The sequence below is a fragment of the Pseudomonas sp. LB3P25 genome (genome assembly GCF_054897985.1).
The window spans coordinates 5,616,257-5,634,058 of the sequence record NZ_CM142711.1; the positions used below are offsets into that span (position 1 = coordinate 5,616,257).

18 protein-coding genes are annotated in these 17,802 nt (G+C 58.4%); 8 read left to right on the forward strand and 10 right to left on the reverse strand.

Features of this window, described 5'->3' with window-relative positions; all coding sequences use genetic code 11:
• Window positions 1-5 precede the first annotated feature (5 nt).
• The 4 genes from ACYZTW_RS25745 to ACYZTW_RS25760 all read right to left on the reverse strand — a co-directional run bounded on the left by ACYZTW_RS25745 (window position 6) and on the right by ACYZTW_RS25760 (window position 4,783).
• Window positions 6-1,181, reverse strand: a complete 1,176-nt coding sequence (locus ACYZTW_RS25745; protein WP_462002330.1) for an L-rhamnonate dehydratase — start codon at window positions 1,179-1,181, stop codon at window positions 6-8.
• A gap of 314 nt (window positions 1,182-1,495) precedes the next feature.
• Window positions 1,496-2,500, reverse strand: coding sequence for a 4-hydroxythreonine-4-phosphate dehydrogenase PdxA (locus tag ACYZTW_RS25750; RefSeq protein ID WP_462002331.1), 1,005 nt, complete (start codon window positions 2,498-2,500; stop codon window positions 1,496-1,498).
• Window positions 2,497-3,453, reverse strand: a complete 957-nt coding sequence (locus ACYZTW_RS25755) for an amidohydrolase family protein (RefSeq protein WP_462002332.1) — start codon at window positions 3,451-3,453, stop codon at window positions 2,497-2,499. The genes ACYZTW_RS25750 and ACYZTW_RS25755 overlap by 4 nt, the downstream gene beginning before the upstream one ends.
• A complete protein-coding gene (locus ACYZTW_RS25760) occupies window positions 3,446-4,783 on the reverse strand; it encodes an MFS transporter (protein ID WP_462002333.1) in 1,338 nt (445 codons plus the stop codon). The genes ACYZTW_RS25755 and ACYZTW_RS25760 overlap by 8 nt, the downstream gene beginning before the upstream one ends.
• A 388-nt stretch (window positions 4,784-5,171) precedes the next feature.
• On the opposite strand from ACYZTW_RS25760, the gene ACYZTW_RS25765 reads away from it, so the two are divergent.
• The 4 genes from ACYZTW_RS25765 (at window position 5,172) to ACYZTW_RS25780 (ending at window position 9,308) form a co-directional block, all read left to right on the forward strand.
• The gene (locus ACYZTW_RS25765) at window positions 5,172-6,185 is read left to right on the forward strand and encodes a Bug family tripartite tricarboxylate transporter substrate binding protein (protein WP_462002334.1); all 1,014 of its coding nucleotides are present in this window, start codon (window positions 5,172-5,174) and stop codon (window positions 6,183-6,185) included.
• Between the two features lie 52 nt (window positions 6,186-6,237).
• A complete protein-coding gene (locus ACYZTW_RS25770; protein ID WP_462002335.1) occupies window positions 6,238-6,771 on the forward strand; it encodes a tripartite tricarboxylate transporter TctB family protein in 534 nt (177 codons plus the stop codon).
• Window positions 6,768-8,297, forward strand: coding sequence for a tripartite tricarboxylate transporter permease (locus ACYZTW_RS25775; protein ID WP_462002336.1), 1,530 nt, complete (start codon window positions 6,768-6,770; stop codon window positions 8,295-8,297). The genes ACYZTW_RS25770 and ACYZTW_RS25775 overlap by 4 nt, the downstream gene beginning before the upstream one ends.
• A gap of 69 nt (window positions 8,298-8,366) precedes the next feature.
• The gene (locus ACYZTW_RS25780; protein ID WP_462002337.1) at window positions 8,367-9,308 is read left to right on the forward strand and encodes a LysR family transcriptional regulator; all 942 of its coding nucleotides are present in this window, start codon (window positions 8,367-8,369) and stop codon (window positions 9,306-9,308) included.
• Window positions 9,309-9,347: 39 nt separating this feature from the next.
• Here ACYZTW_RS25780 and ACYZTW_RS25785 read toward each other — a convergent pair whose 3' ends face one another.
• Together ACYZTW_RS25785 and ACYZTW_RS25790 are read right to left on the reverse strand one after the other, a co-directional pair.
• Entirely contained in the window at window positions 9,348-10,211 is an 864-nt protein-coding gene (locus ACYZTW_RS25785) for a DMT family transporter (protein ID WP_462002338.1), read from the reverse strand.
• A gap of 100 nt (window positions 10,212-10,311) precedes the next feature.
• Window positions 10,312-10,476, reverse strand: a complete 165-nt coding sequence (locus tag ACYZTW_RS25790; RefSeq protein WP_165353262.1) for a hypothetical protein — start codon at window positions 10,474-10,476, stop codon at window positions 10,312-10,314.
• Window positions 10,477-10,564: 88 nt separating this feature from the next.
• On the opposite strand from ACYZTW_RS25790, the gene ACYZTW_RS25795 reads away from it, so the two are divergent.
• On the forward strand, window positions 10,565-11,206 hold the full coding sequence (locus ACYZTW_RS25795; protein WP_462002339.1) for a hypothetical protein: 642 nt from the start codon (window positions 10,565-10,567) through the stop codon (window positions 11,204-11,206).
• A 256-nt stretch (window positions 11,207-11,462) separates the two neighbouring features.
• On the opposite strand, the gene ACYZTW_RS25800 is transcribed toward ACYZTW_RS25795, so the two are convergent.
• Both ACYZTW_RS25800 and cysK read right to left on the reverse strand, forming a co-directional pair.
• Entirely contained in the window at window positions 11,463-12,401 is a 939-nt protein-coding gene (locus ACYZTW_RS25800) for an aspartyl/asparaginyl beta-hydroxylase domain-containing protein (RefSeq protein ID WP_462002340.1), read from the reverse strand.
• A 234-nt stretch (window positions 12,402-12,635) separates the two neighbouring features.
• A complete protein-coding gene (gene cysK / locus ACYZTW_RS25805; protein WP_462002341.1) occupies window positions 12,636-13,610 on the reverse strand; it encodes a cysteine synthase A in 975 nt (324 codons plus the stop codon).
• 126 nt (window positions 13,611-13,736) lie between these two features.
• On the opposite strand from cysK, the gene ACYZTW_RS25810 reads away from it, so the two are divergent.
• The gene (locus tag ACYZTW_RS25810) at window positions 13,737-14,813 is read left to right on the forward strand and encodes a DUF748 domain-containing protein (protein WP_462002342.1); all 1,077 of its coding nucleotides are present in this window, start codon (window positions 13,737-13,739) and stop codon (window positions 14,811-14,813) included.
• Here ACYZTW_RS25810 and ACYZTW_RS25815 read toward each other — a convergent pair.
• Complete coding sequence (locus ACYZTW_RS25815; RefSeq protein WP_462002343.1) at window positions 14,810-15,313, reverse strand: DUF2442 domain-containing protein; 504 nt, start codon at window positions 15,311-15,313, stop codon at window positions 14,810-14,812. The two genes, ACYZTW_RS25810 and ACYZTW_RS25815, sit on opposite strands and share 4 nt — an antisense overlap.
• Window positions 15,301-15,531 (reverse strand): DUF4160 domain-containing protein, encoded by a 231-nt coding sequence (locus ACYZTW_RS25820; RefSeq protein WP_076030093.1) that lies wholly within the window; start codon window positions 15,529-15,531, stop codon window positions 15,301-15,303. The genes ACYZTW_RS25815 and ACYZTW_RS25820 overlap by 13 nt, the downstream gene beginning before the upstream one ends.
• Window positions 15,532-15,733: 202 nt before the next feature.
• Between ACYZTW_RS25820 and ACYZTW_RS25825 the strand changes: the two genes are divergently transcribed.
• Both ACYZTW_RS25825 and ACYZTW_RS25830 read left to right on the forward strand, forming a co-directional pair.
• Window positions 15,734-16,579 (forward strand): AAA family ATPase, encoded by an 846-nt coding sequence (locus tag ACYZTW_RS25825; protein WP_008067574.1) that lies wholly within the window; start codon window positions 15,734-15,736, stop codon window positions 16,577-16,579.
• A 33-nt stretch (window positions 16,580-16,612) separates the two neighbouring features.
• Window positions 16,613-17,791: a vWA domain-containing protein gene (locus tag ACYZTW_RS25830; RefSeq protein WP_462002344.1), complete on the forward strand. Its 1,179-nt coding sequence runs from the start codon at window positions 16,613-16,615 to the stop codon at window positions 17,789-17,791.
• The last annotated feature ends 11 nt before the right edge of the window (window positions 17,792-17,802 follow it).

The following is a 17,802-nucleotide window of genomic DNA, read 5'->3' on the forward strand; positions in this document are numbered from 1 at the left end:
CAGGGTCACTCGATGATGTTGAAGTCGCTCAGGTACTCATCGGAGATTTCCAGGCCCAGGCCCGGCTTGTCGTCGTCGAGCTGGATGTAGCCGTTGACCGGTTGTGGCTCGCCCTTGAACACGTAGTAGAAGAGCTCGTTGCCGACCTCGACGTCGAACACCGGGAAGAACTCGGCCATTGGCGAGGCGGTGGTGGACATCGTCAGGTGGTAGTTGTGCATCTGCCCGGCGTGGGGGATCACCGGCACCGACCAGGCTTCGGCCATGGCGTTGATCTTGCGCGCAGCGGTGATGCCGCCGACGCGGTTGGTGTCGTACTGGATCACGTCGACGGCGCGGCGTTCCAGCAGGTCTTTGAAGCCATAAGAAGTGAACTCATGCTCGCCGCCGGAGATCGGCATGATCCCCATTTTTTTCAGTTCGATATAGCCTTCGATGTCGTCGGCGATCACCGGTTCTTCGAGCCAGCGCGGTTCGAATTCAGCGAGTTTTGGCAACATGCGGCGGGCGTATTCCAGGGTCCAGCCCATGTAGCACTCGAGCATGATGTCGATGTCGGGGCCGGCCAGGTTACGCAGCGCCCGCACTTGTTCGATGTTCTTGCGCATGCCCGCCGGGCCGTCTTTCGGGCCGTAGCCGAAACGCATTTTCAGCGCGGTGAAGCCTTGGTTCAGATAGCCCTGGGCTTCTTCGAGGAACAGGTCGAGGTTGTCGTTGGCGTAGAGCTTGGAGGCGTAGGTCCAGATCTTTTCCTTGGTACGGCCGCCGAGCAGTTTGAACACCGGTTTGTTGACCGCTTTGCCCATGATGTCCCAAATCGCGATGTCGATTGCCGAGATCGCCGCCATGCCGATGCCTTTGCGGCCCCAGGCGTGGCTCTGGCGGTACATCTTCTGCCAGATGTATTCGTTGTCGAACGGGTCTTCGCCCATCGCGATCGGCGCCAGGTAGGTGTCGATGATTTCCTTGGCCACACGCGGCGCCAAGGCGCAGTTACCGATGCCGACAAGACCGGTGTCAGTCTCGACTTCCACCACCAGCCAACCGTGGAAACGGAACGAGCCCATGGCGTCGCCGCGTTCGAACAGGATGTCGCTGGCGTTGGTGCAGAAGTGCGCTTGAGGGGGGACGACTTTGCCTTTCCACTCGAAAACGCGGGTACGGATCGCTTTGATTTTCATGAATACAGTTCCTTGCGCTGCCGGCTTTTTGTAGTTGTTGAGTCGCTGCGCAGAGCCGTTCGGGTGGCAGGCTCCGGGCATTCGATGGAGCGACTTTAGCCAGCGCTTGGGGGCTGCGAATAATCACTTATGCGTATCCGGCGATAACCTGGGGTGATCGCATAAAGGGATTAATGGGTAGATAGAGTTATCAGCCACACACAAACAACTGTGGGAGCGAGCCTGCTCGCGAAGGCGATCGACAAACACTTTTGCAGTGCCAGTCAGACCGTATTCGCGAGCAGGCTCGCTCCCACATTAGGTATTGCGTGGTGTCAGTAGTTGTTGGTGCCCATCCGACACGCAATCTCGAACGCCTGGCGAATCGCGCCGACATTGGCCTTGCCCTGGCCTGCAATATCGAACGCCGTCCCATGCGCTGGTGTAGTAATCGGAATCGGTAACCCGCCCTGCACCGTCACTCCACGGGAGAAGCCCATCAACTTGATCGCGATCTGCCCCTGGTCGTGATACATCGTGACCACCGCGTCGAAGGCACTGGCATCGCCCTGAACCTTGAGGAAGATCGTGTCGGCCGGATACGGCCCTTCGGCCGCAATGCCCAGCGCCTGAGCCGAGCGCACGGCCGGGCCAATAATGTCCAGTTCTTCGCGACCGAACGAGCCATTGTCACCGTTGTGCGGGTTCAGTCCACACACACCAATGCGCGGTTTTTCCAGGCCATTGCGTTTAAGCGCAGTGTCGATCAATTGAATCGCTTCCACGACCCGCGTCTGACTGAGCATGCCCGGCACATCGGCCAGGGCCACATGGGACGTCACGCGCGAAGTCCAAAGGTTGTCGAGCACGTTGAATTCGCAGAACGGCCCATGAAAATCCAGCAGCTCGGCGAACCAGTGCAGCTCATCGCTGTGGGCCATGCCGGCCATGTGCAGCGAGGTCTTGTTCAGCGGCCCGAACAGCACTGCGTCGGTGGTGCCGGCCTCGGTCAGGCGCAGGGCTTTTTCCAAGGTATCGAGGCTGTAGCGACCGCCGATAACACTGGCTTCACTGCGGGGAAATTCACCGAGAGTATCGCCGCGGAAGTCGTAGAACAGCGGCGTGTCATCGACAAACGACAGCTGCTCCAGCGACTCGACGCGCCGGTAAGGAAACTCCATCCCGGCGATGCGCATGCCACGGCGCATTTCCGCCTCATCGGCAATCAGGATCACGTTGGCCTGACTGCGCACCGAAGGCTCTGCGAGCAGGCGTGCAATCAGTTCCGGGCCAATGCCCGCCGGGTCACCCAGGACCATCGCGATGGTTGTCTTGTTCATGCTTCACTCCTCAAGGGTTCAGGCCATGTCCGGTCAATGGCGCAAGGCTCGCAGCGATAAACCCGCTGCGCATTGCTGTAGAAAAGACGCTCCTGATCGGCGCTGGGCAGATCAGCAACGATGGATTTAAAACCGCTGTAGATGTCGTCGAATGAGCCGCACAGGCTGTCCACCGGAAAGTTGCTGGCGAACATCGCCCGATCAGTGCCGAACATGGCGATCACTTCACGCACGATCCAGGCGTTGTCTTTGGCGCGCCACGCTTGGCCGGCCAGGCCCAGGCCGGAGATTTTCACCTGTACATTAGGCCACTCGGCCAGCCGCGCCATCGCCAAACGCCAACCCGCCAGGCCTTCGGCACTGCGGTCATTAGGCAACCCGGCGTGGTTGAGAATCAGCGTGGTGCCGGGAAAATCCCGGGCCAGGCGTTCGGCCTCGTGCAGGTTCCACCAGGGTGTCTGCAGATCGAAATGCAGCCCCAGCCCTTCCAGTGCGGCGAAACTGCGACGCCAACATTCGTCGCTCATCAGGCTGCGAACGTGGCCAACCTGCGCTGGCGAAGTCGCTCCGCCGGGTTTGTGGCGGACGCTGCGCACGCACTTGAAACTGGCTTGCTCGGTCAGTACCGCGATGGCGTCCGGATGGTCGAGCCAGGCTTGCGCCACGACGGCATTCGGCACGCCGTATCGGGCGGCCAGCCCCTCGATGAAAAGGGTTTCGCCAATCGGGTCTTGCGGGTCCCACTCGGTCTCGACGTACACCGTTTGCACCACCTGATGCTGGCCGGCGTCAGCGAAATAATCTTCAGGAAAATAGCGACGCTTGATCGCGCTGTAATCACCGTAGCGAAACGGGATGCTGGCTTCGGGGGCCAGCCACGGATGGTCATTGATCGACGGATCCCAGAAGTGATGATGGGCGTCGATAATCGGACCGTCCCACAACTTAGTCATAACGTACCTCGTCGAGACTGATGAACAACGTCGCCAGTACAAACACCGCCGAGCACACCGCAAAGAACCCCAGCACCGGCGCAAAACCACCGGCCATTTGCAGAATCACGCCCACCAGGATCGGCACCGCGATACCGCCGGTGCTGCCGGCCATATTCATGACGCCACCGATCAACCCGACCCGCGCCGGCGCCGCCAGCAAGGCCGGGAAGCTCCAGTAGAGGCTGCCCCACATCAAGAAAAACGCGGTCATGGCCAACAACGCCACGGCCGCAAAAGGATTGCTCAGGGTCGGCAGCAACAGGAAGGCGCCGAGGGCCACCAGACCGGAAAACGCCAGCAGGCTCTTGACTGCCACGCCACGGCTGACGCCTTTGCGGATCAGCCCGTCGCAGAGGAAACCACCGGTCAACGAACCCAACGCGCCGCACACGAAGATCACGAAAGTGGCTGCGCCAATACCCTTGATATCGAAGCCTCGGGCCTGCGCCAGATAACTCGGCCCCCAGGTCAGCAGACCGAAATAGACCATCGCCCAGCTGGCGCGACCGATCAGCAAACCACTCAGGGAGCGTGCCGCGATACCCAAGCCTTTGACCGGCACACGCGCGGCTTCGGCAGCAGGCGTCGCGCGCCCGGCGTTGATCTTCTCGAGCTCTTCGGCATTCACCTGCGGGTGACTGGCCGGGTCATCACGCAGATAACGCCGCGCCAGCCAGGCCAGCACCAAGGTCGCGATGCCGGCAATCACGAAGGCCAGACGCCACGAGTCCAGCGAAGCAATCAGGTAGGCAATGATCAACCCGCCCAGCGCCACGCCCAACGGACTGCCGCTGTCCATCAGCACCGCGCCGCGACTGCGCTCACTCGGTGCCAGCCACAGGGAAATCAACTTGCCGCCAGACGGAAACAACGGTGCTTCAGCAGCACCAAGAGCAACCCTGGCAAACAACAAGGACAGGCCGCCAGTCGCGAATGCTGCCAGCACCTGGAACGTGCCCCACAACCCGGTGGACCAACTGATGACCCGGCGTGGCCCGAAGCGATCGATCATCCAGCCGCCGGGAATCTGCAACAGCGCATACGCCCAGAAGAAGCTGCTGAGGATCAGCCCTTGCAGGCTCGGCGACAGGGAAAATTCATGGGCTATGGTCGGCATTGCGATGGACAGCGAGACACGATCGATCAGGTTGATCATGGTCAACGCGAAGATAATCGCGAAGATCCGCCAGCGCACACTGCTGGCTTTGGTTGTGCCGGCCAGCGGTGTTGCCGCCGCTGGCTGGGCAACTGCGCCAGGCAGATGCAGGGAAGCACTGGAACGAACCATGTTGCGTACCTCGTTTTATTATTGTTGTGGATTGCAACTTTGCCGCTTCATGACGGAGCTGGTGAGCACTATCGAAGGCTGCGTGATAACCGTCTAATCAAAACTTGAAATAAGGCGATAGCCCCGGGTTATGGCATGCCCTGCTTTCAGGGAGCTTTCACCGCATGACGCAAACCCCGACTTTCCTCGCAAAAGGCTCTGGCGCAAAGCCTTCAGCGATAACGGCCATTTTGGCCGTCATGACCTATAACCACAGGCTATCGGTGTATGTATTGTTTTGACTAGACGCGGGGGCTGAGGCTTCACACACTCACTCCAGGCTTGCGGCTTTACCGCTCCGACAAGTCGCCCATAACAATTACAAAAAACACAAAAACGAGGCCCTTCCATGCGAAATGCATTCGTCCGTCGCACATCCCGTCTGTTTCTTGGCTGCACGCTGGTCGCCGCCGGCGCCCTCCCCGCTCTCGCTCACGCCTGGCAACCGGACAAGAACGTCGAAATCGTCGTTGCCGGCGGCCCCGGTGGCGGTACCGACCAGCTCGGTCGGCTGATTCAGTCGATTATCACCACGCACAAGTTCCTCGACGTGAATACCATCGTCCTGAACAAGGGCGGCGGCAACGGCGCCGAAGCCTTCCTCGACTTGAAAATGAACAAGGGCGATCCGGAAAAACTGGTGATCGGCACCAACAACATTTACCTGTTGCCGCTGGTGTCCAAGCTCGGCTACCAATGGCAGGAACTGACTCCCATAGCCGCGGTGGCCGAGGATGACTTCATTCTCTGGAGCTACAAGGACGCGCCGTGGAAGGATGCCAAAAGCTTATACGAAGCAGTCAAGGCGGACCCGTCGAACCTGCGCATGGGCGGCAGTCAGTCCAAGGATGTCGACCAGACGTTGACCCTGCTACTGAACCAGACCACTAACAGCAAACTGGTGTACATCCCGTTCAAAAGCGGCAGCGAAGCCGCGACCCAACTGGCCGGCAAACACATCGCCGCCAACGTCAACAACCCCAGCGAAAGCATCAGCCAATGGCGCGGCGATCAGGTCGAGCCGCTCTGTGTGTTCAGTAAAGAGCGCATGGCCTACACCGAAAAAGTCGCGGGTGATAAATCCTGGGCCGATGTGCCGACCTGCCACGAAGAAGGCCTGGGCATCGATCAGTACCGCTTCCCGCGCACCGTGTTCATGCCCGGCGAAGTCACCGCCGAACAGCGGGCGTTCTATGTCGAGCTGATGCGCAAAGTCACCGAGACCCCGGAGTTCAAGGCCTACGTCAAACAGAACGCGCTGGTGCCAACCTTCCTCGAAGGCGAGCCGCTGACCGCCTACATTGAGAAAGACACCGCCCGCGTAACCCCGGTGTTCAAAGAAGCCGGCTGGCTGAAAAACTGAGTTGTTCACGGCCGTCCGCCTGCGCACGGCCGTCACCTCTGGAGGTGCTTTCATGTCCCATTCTTCGGATTCACCGGCGCTGGTCGGCACCCGCTGGGTCGAACTCGGCCTGGCACTCTTCACCACGCTGATCGGCGCGGTGGTGATGTTCGGCAGTCTCGAGCAAGGTATCGGCTGGGGCGATTCCGGCCCCGAGCCGGGTTACTTCCCCTTTTACATCGGCCTGATGTTGAGTGCCGCGAGCGTAGCCAACGGGGTTTTGACCGTGGTGCGCTGGCACGCCCTGAGCCTTTCATTCGTCAGCCGCAGTGCGTTCAAGCAAGTGTTGTCGGTGTTCATCCCGATTGCGCTATTCGTCGGCGCCATGCCATTCACCGGCATCTACGTGGCCTCGGCCTGTTTCATCGCCTGGTTCATGTGGCGTGACAAGGTCCGCGCCAAGCCTTACGGCAAGTGGATGATCGGCAGCGTATCGCTTGGCGCGGTGCTCGCCAGCTACCTGATTTTCGCGCTGTGGTTCAAGGTCCCGCTGGATGCCGGCCCGATGGGCGACTGGATTGCCCTGGCCGGGAGAACGTTCAAATGAGCGAGTTCGATTCCCTGCTGCAAGGCATGAACCTGATCCTGACCCCGGGCCACATCGGCCTGATGGTGATCGGCGTGCTGCTGGGCATTCTGGTCGGCGTGTTGCCTGGCCTCGGCGCCCCGAATGGTGTGGCGTTGTTGCTGCCGCTGACGTTCACCATGTCGCCGGTGTCGGCGATCATTCTGCTGTCATGCATGTACTGGGGCGCGCTGTTTGGCGGCTCGATCACCTCGATTCTGTTCAACATCCCCGGCGAGCCCTCATCGGTGGCGACGACGTTCGACGGCTACCCGATGGCCCGCGAAGGCCGCGCCGCCGAAGCCCTGACCGCCGCGTTCAGCTCGGCCCTGATCGGCGCGCTGGCCGGGGTGTTGTTGCTGACGTTCCTGTCGACGCGGATTGCCGCGTTTGCCATGTCGTTCAGTTCACCGGAGTTCTTTGCGGTGTACCTGTTGGCGTTCTGCACCTTCATCGGCATGAGCAAAAACCCGCCGCTGAAAACCGTGGTCGCGATGATGATCGGTTTTGCCATGGCCGCCGTCGGCATGGACACCGTATCGGGCAACCTGCGCCTGACCTTCGACCAGCCGACGCTGATGACCGGCATCAGCTTCGAAGTGGCGGTGATCGGTCTGTTTGGCATTGGCGAAATTCTCTGCACCGTCGAGGAAGGCCTGGTGTTTCGAGGCGAGCATGCGCGCATTACACCGATGATCATCCTGCGCACCTGGGCCAAGTTGCCACGTTACTGGTGGACCATTGTGCGCAGCACGTTGGTGGGTTGCTGGATGGGCATTACGCCGGGCGGCCCTACGGCGGCATCGTTCATGAGCTACAGCCTGGCGCGGCGCTTTTCGAAGAACCGCGAGAACTTCGGCAAGGGTGAACTTGAAGGCGTGATCGCCCCGGAAACCGCCGACCACGCCGCCGGCACCAGTGCCCTGCTGCCGATGTTGACCCTGGGCATTCCCGGTTCAGCCACCGCAGCGGTGATGCTCGGCGGCTTGATGATCTGGGGCCTGCACCCCGGCCCGACGCTGTTCGTCGAGCAGCACGATTTCGTCTGGGGCCTGATCGCCAGCATGTACTTGGGCAACGTCGTCAGTCTGATCGTGGTGTTGGCCACTGTGCCGCTGTTCGCTTCGATCCTGCGGATTCCGTTCTCGATCATTGCGCCGATCATCATCATGGTCTGCGCCATCGGGGCGTACTCGGTACACAACTCGTTCTTCGATGTGGTGCTGATGCTGGGTTTCGGTGCGTTGGGTTATCTGTTCAAGAAACTCGGTTACCCGATCGCGCCGCTAGTGCTGGCCGCCGTGTTGGGGGACAAGGCGGAAGATGCGTTCCGTCAGTCGATGTTGTTTTCCGACGGTCACCTGGGGATCTTCTGGTCCAACCCGCTGGTGGGCAGCCTGACCACAGCGGCGCTATTGATGCTGTTCTGGCCGTTGATTTCCAAGGTGCTGCAAACCCTGATGAGCCTGCGCAAACCCCGCGTCGCCCAGCCAAAATCGGTGCTGTGACACAGCAATGCTGGCAACGCCTGACATTTGTTGTCAGGCTTGCCGCAGTCTTTTTTGCGAGTGCGGCCCATGACCCGAATTCCTGATGCCAATGTGATCCACAGTCGACTGCGTCTGCGCCAACTGCGGCTGATGCTGGCGTTGCAGGAATTCGGCTCGTTGCGCCGCGCCGCCGACCACATCGGCATGACTCAACCAGCAGCGACCAAAATGCTGCACGAAGCCGAGGACTTGCTCGGCGTCGAACTCTTCGAACGCCTGCCTCGGGGCATGCGCTCTACCCCGTTCGGGGAAACCGTCATCTACTACGCGCGCATGGTGTTTGCCGAACTTAGCGGCATGCGTGAAGAACTGGTCGCGCTCGAATCCGGCAACCTCGGGCGGGTTGCAGTTGGCGCGATTCCGGCGCTGGCTTCGGGGCTGTTGACCCGAACCATCGCGACCTTGAAACAAAGCCATCCACGCTTGTCGATGAGCATCCAGGTCGATACCAGCGACGTGCTGGTGCAGGCGCTTTTGCAGGATCAACTGGACATCGTATTGGGCCGGATTCCGGCCGGTGCGCGGGCCGAAGAATTGCTCTTCGACAGCCTCGGTGAAGAAGCCTTGTGCGTGATCGCCGGAGCACAAAACCCTTTGGCGCAGGAGACGCAGCTGAGCTGGGCGCAATTGCAGCACATGACCTGGGTGCTGCAACAGCATCCAAGCCCGATGCGCGCGATCATCAATCAGGTGTTCCACAACGCGCGGGTCGACATTCCCAGCAGCATCGTTGAAACCACCTCGATCATGACGTTGCTGTCATTGATCCAGCAGACCGACATGCTTGGAGTGACGCCGGTGTCGGTGGTCGAGGATTATCCCGGCCGTGATTTGCTGGCAGTTCTACCGATCAAGTTCGAAGCGCGCCTGCCGCCGTATGGGCTGATTACCCGGCGCCATCGCATTCAATCGTCAGCGATGCAGGCGTTCATGAATTCGGTGCGGGCCGAGCATGCGCTGGCCAAATAAAACAAGGCCTGGAGCTCATGCCCCAGGCCTTGTTTTGCTTCAAGCGTTTTTACGGAAAACAAACACCAGACCGACGATGATCAGCAACATGCCGAGCATGCTCAATGCCGCCAGCCGGTTGCCGAAAATCAGGTAGTCCATGACCGCCGTCACCGCCGGCACCAGGTAAAACAGACTGGTGACATTGACCAGGTTGCCCCGGGCGATCAAGCGATACAGCAGCAAGGTCGCCAGCACCGACACCACCAATCCCATCCACAACACCGGCACGATGAAACCGGTGCCTTGCTCGAAATGAAAGGGTTGGAATGGCACGAAAATCCCGCAGAGCAACAGCCCGGCCAGGTACTGCACTGGCAGCGTGCCGAGTGGATTTTCGGTGATGCGCTTCTGCATGAGCGAGCCGAACGTCATGCTCGCCAGCGCCAGCAAACCGAAGAGCATCCCGGCCATCGACATACCGGCCAGACCGATGCCTTGGTAAACCACCATGATTAAGCCGGTCAAACCCAGTGCCAGACCGAACATTCTGCTGATTGATCGCTGCCGCTCGATGATGACCACGGTAAGAATGGGCTGCACACCCATGATCGTGGCCATGACGCCGGGTGTGACTTTTAGCTCCAGGGCCAGCAGATAGAAAATCTGATAAGCCCCCAGCAACACCACGCCTGTGGCCATCGCATACACCATCGGCTTGCCGCCCTTGGGCAGCTTGAGCTTGAGCAACGGCACCAGCAGCACTAGACCGCACAGTGCGATGGCAAAACGAAACAGCAAAAAGGCAAAGGGTGATGCGTGGGCCAGGCCCCATTTGGAAAAGATCGCCCCGCTGCTCCACAACAAAACGAACAGGCTCGTGGACGCCGCCGCGAGCGCGGTGTTTTTTGAAAGGACAAACATGAATACCACCTGTAGTCAGGCAAAAAAAAGCCAACTCAGCCGAAGCTGAAATTCAGTAGTTTTTTTCAGGCGGGCAGAGGGAACAGCAGAAAAAAGCTGATCAGCCCGAAAAGCCAACGCCCGGCGGTGATACGACTGCGCACACCGGCGTGCTACTGACAGGTGGGGGGTAATGACTGATCTGCGCAGGCTGCTGATTCCCGCACGGCACGACGCCAGCGTTGACCGCTGAATCGACTACCGCGTTGATGAGGGAAGCTGGCATGGGCTGATCTTTTTTGATGGATTGGACGGTGGGTAAGAGAACCACCGAGCGCCGACTATAACCAGCGTCTGACATGGATTGCAATGACTTGGACAAAGGGCCAGTAACGACAGCGGTAGAGGCGTTGCTTACTCTGGGTGAAACGGAATCGCCCGTTCTGGGGACATGGAATGCAAGAGATCGAATGCCAAGGGAACGGACACATCTGCGGTATCAGTTGTATAGATCGAGGGCTAGAAAGCTTGCAGCCGTTAGCATTGCCAAGCTGCAAGAGGAGAAGGAACGGTTCGGCCCTACCGTCCTCGATTTATCGAAGGTGCGATTTGAACCGATCGACGTACAAGCATTGAATGCTTGTGCGTGCTGGGATGATCCGTATTTTTCATGGCATGAAGTTGTTGGATGGAAAGCGAAGGAGCCTTTGGCGCTGGATCTATCCATCTGGTTCGATGAACAACTGTGCGGACTTTGCTTCGCAAATCCAAACAAAAGTCGGCAACGACTTCGCATCGTGCGACTGGAAGGACGGCCAGGAGAGGTCCATCCTTTGAAAAAACGTATCGTCACGTTGTCCATATTGGTCATTGAGCACTACGCCACAATTATCGGGAGTAGATTCATCGAAGTTCAGGAACCTCTGAAAGGTGCGATTCCGATCTATCAACAGCATGGCTTTTATTTCGATGCTGAACGGCAACTTGTCAAAGCGGTGGAAAGCCTAGTATCGTGAAAACTGCTCAAATAATGATCAATAGCGGAGGAAAAATGGGTAAATCCAGTAAGAAATCTCCTACAAAAAAAAGCTCATCCGCACTGGTAAGAAAACAGACCGCCCTAGTGCTCACAGACAGTCAGCGGCGAATTCTACAAATACTTGCGACGGGCATCGAAGGTGAAGAACCTAACGTGCTTGCCGGACGCCGATGAACATCATGGCCAAAAAAAACCGCTCTTAAAAGGAGCGGTTTTTTACTTTGTGATCGAGATTACCCAAACAACCAATACCCCAACAACGTCAACACCACCACCGCCAACACCGGTCGCAGCACGCGGTAGGCCTTGGGATTGCGACGCTTCCACCGCTTGACCACACCACTGAACTTGTCGCTGGAGTTCTTGCTCCAGGCGTAAGCCTGGTTAATCCCGCCAACACGTTCATCATCAAGGTTCTGCGGTGCAGTCGCGCGACCGAGCAGGCCGCTGATCCAACGGTTGATGCGGGTCATCAGGCGATTGCTCAGCGGTCGTTCGATGTCGCAAAAAAGGATGACCCGAGTCTTGTCGGTTTCGTTCTTGACCCAATGCACGTAGGTTTCGTCGAACATCACGTCCTCACCGTCACGCCAGGCATAGACCTGTCCGTCAACGAAGATCCGGCAATCGTCGGAGTTCGGCGTCGACAGCCCCAGGTGATAACGCAGGGAACCGGCGAACGGATCGCGATGCGGGTTGAGGTGGCTGCCGCCTGGCAGCAACGCGAACATGGCGCCTTTGACGTTGGGAATGCTGCTGACCAAGGCCACGGTTTTCGGGCACAAGGCTTCAGCCGATGGCAGTGGTTTGTCGTACCACTTGAGGTAGAAACGCTTCCAGCCTTTTTTGAAGAACGATCCGAAACCGGCGTCGTTGTTCCTTTCGGCGGCGCGAATGTAGCCCTCGTCGAACAGGTGCATCGCTTCGTCGCGGATGACTTCCCAGTTGTCCTTGAGCACGTCCAGTTCCGGGAACTTGCTGCGGTCCAGATAGGGTTTGGACGGCACACCGGAGAACAGGTACATCAAGGCGTTATAGGGCGCAAACAAAGCTGAATGGTTGACGAACTGACGCAGGACCGGCAATCGTGCCTTGCCGCGCAAATGCACATAGAGAGTGCTGCCGAGGAACAGCAGCAACAGCGACGCTTTCGCGGCAAGGGAAAAGGTCATCAACAACTCCTTGATAGTAGACAACTCTGCGCAACGCCATTTAACCGACCTGGCAGCCGGCCATGATAAACACTACCGGCCTCGGGAAAAACCCGTGTAACTGAACATTCAGTGTTAAAGATTGCGCAATAAAGCACTTCTTAACATAAGGTTCCTGAACGAGGGCTGACCTGAATCCCCCCCCCTTACACAAGATCAAAAACAAGATCAAAAGATCGCGGCCTGCGGCAGCTCCTACTGCTGATTCTCCTGCTCGGTAAACAGATCACTGAACAGCATGCTCGACAGGTAGCGTTCACCGGAGTCCGGCAGGATCACCACGATGGTCTTGCCCTGCATTTCCGGGGTTTCCGCCAGCCGGACGGCCACGGCCATGGCGGCGCCGCAGGAAATGCCGCTCAAAATCCCTTCTTCCTGCATCAGGCGCAGGGCCATGGCCTTGGATTCTTCATCGCTGACCAACTCAACCCGATCGACCATCGACAGATCAAGATTCTTTGGCACAAAACCGGCACCAATACCCTGGATCTTGTGAGGGCTCGGCTTGATTTCTTCACCGGCCATTGCCTGGGTGATGACCGGCGACACCGCTGGCTCCACCGCCACCGAAATAATCGGTTTGCCCTGGGTATTCTTGATATACCGCGAAACCCCGGTAATGGTTCCACCCGTTCCGACGCCCGCCACCAGTACGTCGACTGCGCCGTCGGTGTCGTTCCAGATTTCCGGCCCGGTGGTTTTTTCGTGGATGGCCGGGTTGGCCGGGTTTTCGAACTGCGCCGGCATGAAGTAGGTCGATGGATCACTGGCGAGGATTTCGGCGGCCTTCTCGATCGCGCCTTTCATGCCTTTGGCCGGTTCCGTCAACACCAGTTCGGCGCCAAGAGCTTTGAGCACCTTGCGTCGTTCGATGCTCATGGACGCCGGCATGGTCAGCACCAGCCGGTAACCGCGGGCGGCGGCAACGAACGCCAGGCCGATGCCGGTATTGCCTGAAGTCGGTTCGATGATGGTCATGCCGGGCTTGAGTTTACCGCTGCTTTCAGCCTCCCAGATCATGTTCGCGCCGATCCGGCACTTGACCGAATAACCGGGGTTGCGCCCTTCGATCTTGGCAAGGATGGTGACACCGCGCGGAGCAATACGGTTGATCTGCACCAGCGGCGTATTGCCAATGGAATGGGCGTTGTCAGCATAAATACGGCTCATGGCTGGGTCCTTATACAGCGTTGAATTAGTTGTCCAAGGTATGCCTGTTGCCCTTGGTCGTCCAGTCAGTCGAACGTCCCGTAACCACAGCAGTCAATGTCTTTACATCGCCAGAGATTTGTCATCATGAAACGCAGATACAGTTGGCCTCTGTGGACCCTCGCTGGCCTCGTTGTACTGCTGATTGCCCTGCACATCGCCCTGCCCTACATGGTGCGCGACTACCTGAATGACAAGCTGGCTGACATGGGTGACTACCGTGGCCAGATCACCGATGTGGACCTGGCCCTGTGGCGTGGTGCGTACAAAATCAACGGGCTGAAAATCGTCAAGGTTGACGGCAAGGTCCCGGTGCCGTTCGTCAACGCGCCGCTGATCGACCTTTCCGTCAGTTGGCACTCGCTCTGGTACGACCACGCCGTTGTGGCCGAGGTGAAGTTCTTCAACCCCGAGGTGAACTTCGTCGATGGCGGCGCCAACAAGCAAAACTCTCAGACCGGTCAGGGCACCGACTGGCGTGCGCAGTTGAGCAAACTGGCCCCCATCACCCTGAACGAAGTGCAGATCAGCGATGGCAAGATCAGTTTCCGCAACTTCAACTCCAAGCCTCCCGTGAACATGAATGCCACTCAGGTCAATGCCAGCATTTACAACCTGACCAACGTGGTCGACACCAAAGGTAAACGCGACGCTCGCTTCGAAGGCAAAGCGCTGCTACTCGGGCACGCACCATTGGAAACCACCGTCACCTTCGACCCTTTAAGCAACTTTGAAGATTTCGACTTCCGCCTGCGGGCCAAAGACATCGAACTCAAACGCATGAACGACTTCGCCTCGGCCTATGGCAAGTTCGACTTCAATGCCGGTCACGGTGATGTGGTCATTGAAGCCGAGGCTAAAAAAGCGCAATTAACGGGTTACATCAAACCGCTGCTGAAGGACGTCGACGTGTTCAATTGGCAGCAGGACGTCGAGAACAAGGACAAAGGGATTTTCCGCTCCATTTGGGAGGCCATCGTCGGGGGCTCCGAAACGGTGCTGAAAAATCAGGGCAAGAACCAGTTTGCGACTCGCGTCGAACTGAGCGGCAATGTGCATCGCCGAGATATCAGCGCGTTCCAGGCGTTTTTGCAGATTTTACGCAATGGATTCATTCAGGCGTTCAATGCCCAATACGAACGGCCCAAGCCGGATGCGGGCTAAGGTTTTCGGGTGACGATGTAGCGACCGGTTTCTTCGGCCGCCCGCGCCGGGTTCGATTGCTGCTGCAAGAAGTCCCAGCCCAGGCAAGCCAATGCCAGCGATCGCGGTACGGCTTCACGTCCACTGCTGTAGCGCGTGATGCTGCGGGCACTGACCCCCAACGCTTCGGCCGCCTGATTGAGTGGCAGCCCGGTACGAGCGCGCCAGTCGATGAAGATCCGGGTGTTTTCGTCCGATGCATTTTGTGCGAGAGCATCCAGATAAAGGGTGTCTGCGCCGATCTGGATGTCCAGTTCGGGCCACTCAACGCTCCAGCCTTCATCGCCCAGGGTTGCTCCTTCGAAAGCGCCAACCTCCAGCAACGGCAGCAACCCCGGATAGGCGCGCAGGTCCCGACTCAAATCGAGGTTCAGTTGCTGACCGTCGATAAAGGTCAGCGTCAGGTGGTGATCCGGCAACGCCTGCACGGCCGACAACCGTGGTCGTTTCATGGGTAACATCGTTTCCAATCCTCCAGCAATTGCACCTGATGGGCCCTGACCCACGCCAGCGCTTCCTTGATAATCAGCGGCGGTGCCTTGCCGACCATCACTTCGACGGTTTCAAGGCTGAGCATGACGTCCAGCCCGCCACCGGTCAGGTGGACATGGGGCGGCGGATGATCCTTCTCGCGCAACTGAATGCGGTACGTATCGCGAAATCGGTACTTAGTAGACATGCCCGGCAAGCTATCGCCAAAATGGCGATAGCTCAATACTGGCCAGCAGCCGAGACTGAGTCAAGATGTGACGCCCCATTCAGAGACTGAATAAGCCGTCTGCGTTCACAGTCGACCGGACACCGCGTTATAGTCGGGTACTACAATTATTGCGCCCCGCCCTGTCTCGTTCAGGTCGGCGTTACCGTTCGAGGATTAGCAGATGAAGTTCGAAGGCACCCAGGCCTACGTCGCCACCGATGACCTGAAGCTGGCGGTCAACGCCGCCATCACCCTGGAGCGTCCGCTGCTGGTCAAGGGCGAGCCGGGCACGGGTAAAACCATGCTCGCCGAGCAACTGGCCGAGTCCTTTGGCGCCAAACTGATCACTTGGCACATCAAATCCACCACCAAGGCGCATCAAGGCCTGTACGAGTACGACGCGGTCAGCCGTCTGCGTGACTCGCAACTGGGCACGGAAAAAGTCCATGACGTTCGCAACTACCTGAAAAAGGGCAAGCTCTGGGAAGCCTTTGAGTCCGAAGAGCGGGTGATCCTGCTGATCGACGAAATCGACAAGGCCGACATCGAGTTCCCGAACGACTTGCTGCAAGAACTCGACAAGATGGAGTTCTACGTTTACGAGATCGACGAGACCATCAAGGCCAAGAAACGCCCGATCATCATCATTACTTCCAACAACGAGAAAGAACTGCCGGACGCCTTCCTGCGCCGCTGCTTCTTCCACTACATCGCCTTCCCGGATCGCATCACGATGCAGAGGATCGTCGACGTGCACTACCCAAACATTAAGAAGGATCTGGTCAGCGAAGCGCTGGACGTGTTCTTCGACGTGCGCAAAGTGCCGGGCCTGAAGAAGAAGCCATCGACCTCCGAACTGGTGGACTGGCTGAAGCTGCTGATGGCCGACAACATCGGCGAAGCGGTGCTGCGCGAACGCGATCCGACCAAGGCCATTCCGCCGCTGGCCGGCGCCCTGGTAAAGAACGAACAGGACGTGCAATTGCTTGAGCGTCTGGCGTTCATGAGCCGTCGCGGCACTCGCTGATCCCTCTTTTTAACAAGATAGAGGGCGATAGCCATGCTGCTTAACCTGTTCAATGAAATGCGCGCAGCCAAAGTACCGGTCTCGGTACGGGAGCTGCTGGACCTGATCAACGCGCTGAAGCAGCGCGTGACCTTCGCCGACATGGACGAGTTTTATTACCTGTCCCGGGCGATTCTGGTGAAAGACGAAAAGCATTTCGACAAGTTCGACCGGGCGTTCAGCGCCTATTTCAATGGCCTGGAAAAACTTGACGATCACCTTCAGGCATTGATCCCGGAAGACTGGTTGCGCAAGGAATTCGAGCGGTCACTGAGCGACGAAGAGCGGGCGGCGATCCAGTCCCTCGGCGGCCTGGACAAGCTGATCGAGGAGTTCAAGAAACGCCTCGAAGAACAGAAAGAACGTCATGCCGGCGGTAACAAGTGGATCGGCACGGGCGGCACCAGCCCGTTCGGCTCAGGGGGCTTCAATCCGGAAGGCATTCGGGTCGGCGATGCCGGCAAGCGCCAGGGCAAAGCGGTCAAGGTCTGGGATCAGCGCGAGTACAAGAACCTCGACGATTCGGTGGAGCTGGGCACGCGCAACATCAAGGTCGCCCTGCGCCGGTTGCGTAAATTCGCGCGCCAGGGCGCGGCGGAAGAATTGGACATTGATGGCACCATCGATCACACCGCGCGCGATGCCGGGTTGCTGAATATCCAGATGCGTCCGGAGCGGCGCAACACCATCAAGCTGTTGCTGCTGTTCGACATCGGCGGCTCGATGGACGCCCACGTGAAGATCTGCGAAGAGCTGTTCTCGGCGTGCAAGACCGAGTTCAAGCACCTGGAGTACTTCTACTTCCACAACTTCATTTATGAATCGGTGTGGAAGAACAACATGCGCCGCACCTCCGAGCGCACCTCGACCCAGGACCTGCTGCACAAGTACGGCGCGGACTACAAAGTGATCTTCATCGGTGACGCCGCCATGGCGCCGTATGAAATCACCCAGGCCGGCGGCAGCGTCGAGCACTGGAACGAAGAAGCGGGTTATGTGTGGATGCAGCGGTTCATGGAGAAGTACAAGAAGGTCATCTGGATCAACCCGTATCCGAAAGATACGTGGGGCTATACGTCTTCGACCAACATCGTGCGGGACTTGATTGATGACCAGATGTATCCGTTGACGTTGCGGGGGCTTGAAGAAGGGATGCGGTTTCTTTCCAAGTAATCTTCGCTGCC

Excerpts from the sequence above, each read along its gene's own strand:
- ACYZTW_RS25775 (WP_462002336.1), top strand. The coding sequence starts at position 6,768 with ATGAGCGAGTTCGATTCCCTGCTGCAAGGCATGAACCTGATCCTGACC.
- ACYZTW_RS25790 (WP_165353262.1), bottom strand. The coding sequence starts at position 10,476 with ATGCCAGCTTCCCTCATCAACGCGGTAGTCGATTCAGCGGTCAACGCT.
- ACYZTW_RS25830 (WP_462002344.1), top strand. The coding sequence starts at position 16,613 with ATGCTGCTTAACCTGTTCAATGAAATGCGCGCAGCCAAAGTACCGGTC.
- ACYZTW_RS25815 (WP_462002343.1), bottom strand. The coding sequence starts at position 15,313 with ATGTTACCCATGAAACGACCACGGTTGTCGGCCGTGCAGGCGTTGCCG.
- ACYZTW_RS25770 (WP_462002335.1), top strand. The coding sequence starts at position 6,238 with ATGTCCCATTCTTCGGATTCACCGGCGCTGGTCGGCACCCGCTGGGTC.
- cysK (WP_462002341.1), bottom strand. The coding sequence starts at position 13,610 with ATGAGCCGTATTTATGCTGACAACGCCCATTCCATTGGCAATACGCCG.
- ACYZTW_RS25765 (WP_462002334.1), top strand. The coding sequence starts at position 5,172 with ATGCGAAATGCATTCGTCCGTCGCACATCCCGTCTGTTTCTTGGCTGC.
- ACYZTW_RS25820 (WP_076030093.1), bottom strand. The coding sequence starts at position 15,531 with ATGTCTACTAAGTACCGATTTCGCGATACGTACCGCATTCAGTTGCGC.
- ACYZTW_RS25745 (WP_462002330.1), bottom strand. The coding sequence starts at position 1,181 with ATGAAAATCAAAGCGATCCGTACCCGCGTTTTCGAGTGGAAAGGCAAA.
- ACYZTW_RS25825 (WP_008067574.1), top strand. The coding sequence starts at position 15,734 with ATGAAGTTCGAAGGCACCCAGGCCTACGTCGCCACCGATGACCTGAAG.
- ACYZTW_RS25785 (WP_462002338.1), bottom strand. The coding sequence starts at position 10,211 with ATGTTTGTCCTTTCAAAAAACACCGCGCTCGCGGCGGCGTCCACGAGC.
- ACYZTW_RS25810 (WP_462002342.1), top strand. The coding sequence starts at position 13,737 with ATGAAACGCAGATACAGTTGGCCTCTGTGGACCCTCGCTGGCCTCGTT.
- ACYZTW_RS25755 (WP_462002332.1), bottom strand. The coding sequence starts at position 3,453 with ATGACTAAGTTGTGGGACGGTCCGATTATCGACGCCCATCATCACTTC.
- ACYZTW_RS25800 (WP_462002340.1), bottom strand. The coding sequence starts at position 12,401 with ATGACCTTTTCCCTTGCCGCGAAAGCGTCGCTGTTGCTGCTGTTCCTC.
- ACYZTW_RS25780 (WP_462002337.1), top strand. The coding sequence starts at position 8,367 with ATGACCCGAATTCCTGATGCCAATGTGATCCACAGTCGACTGCGTCTG.
- ACYZTW_RS25750 (WP_462002331.1), bottom strand. The coding sequence starts at position 2,500 with ATGAACAAGACAACCATCGCGATGGTCCTGGGTGACCCGGCGGGCATT.
- ACYZTW_RS25760 (WP_462002333.1), bottom strand. The coding sequence starts at position 4,783 with ATGGTTCGTTCCAGTGCTTCCCTGCATCTGCCTGGCGCAGTTGCCCAG.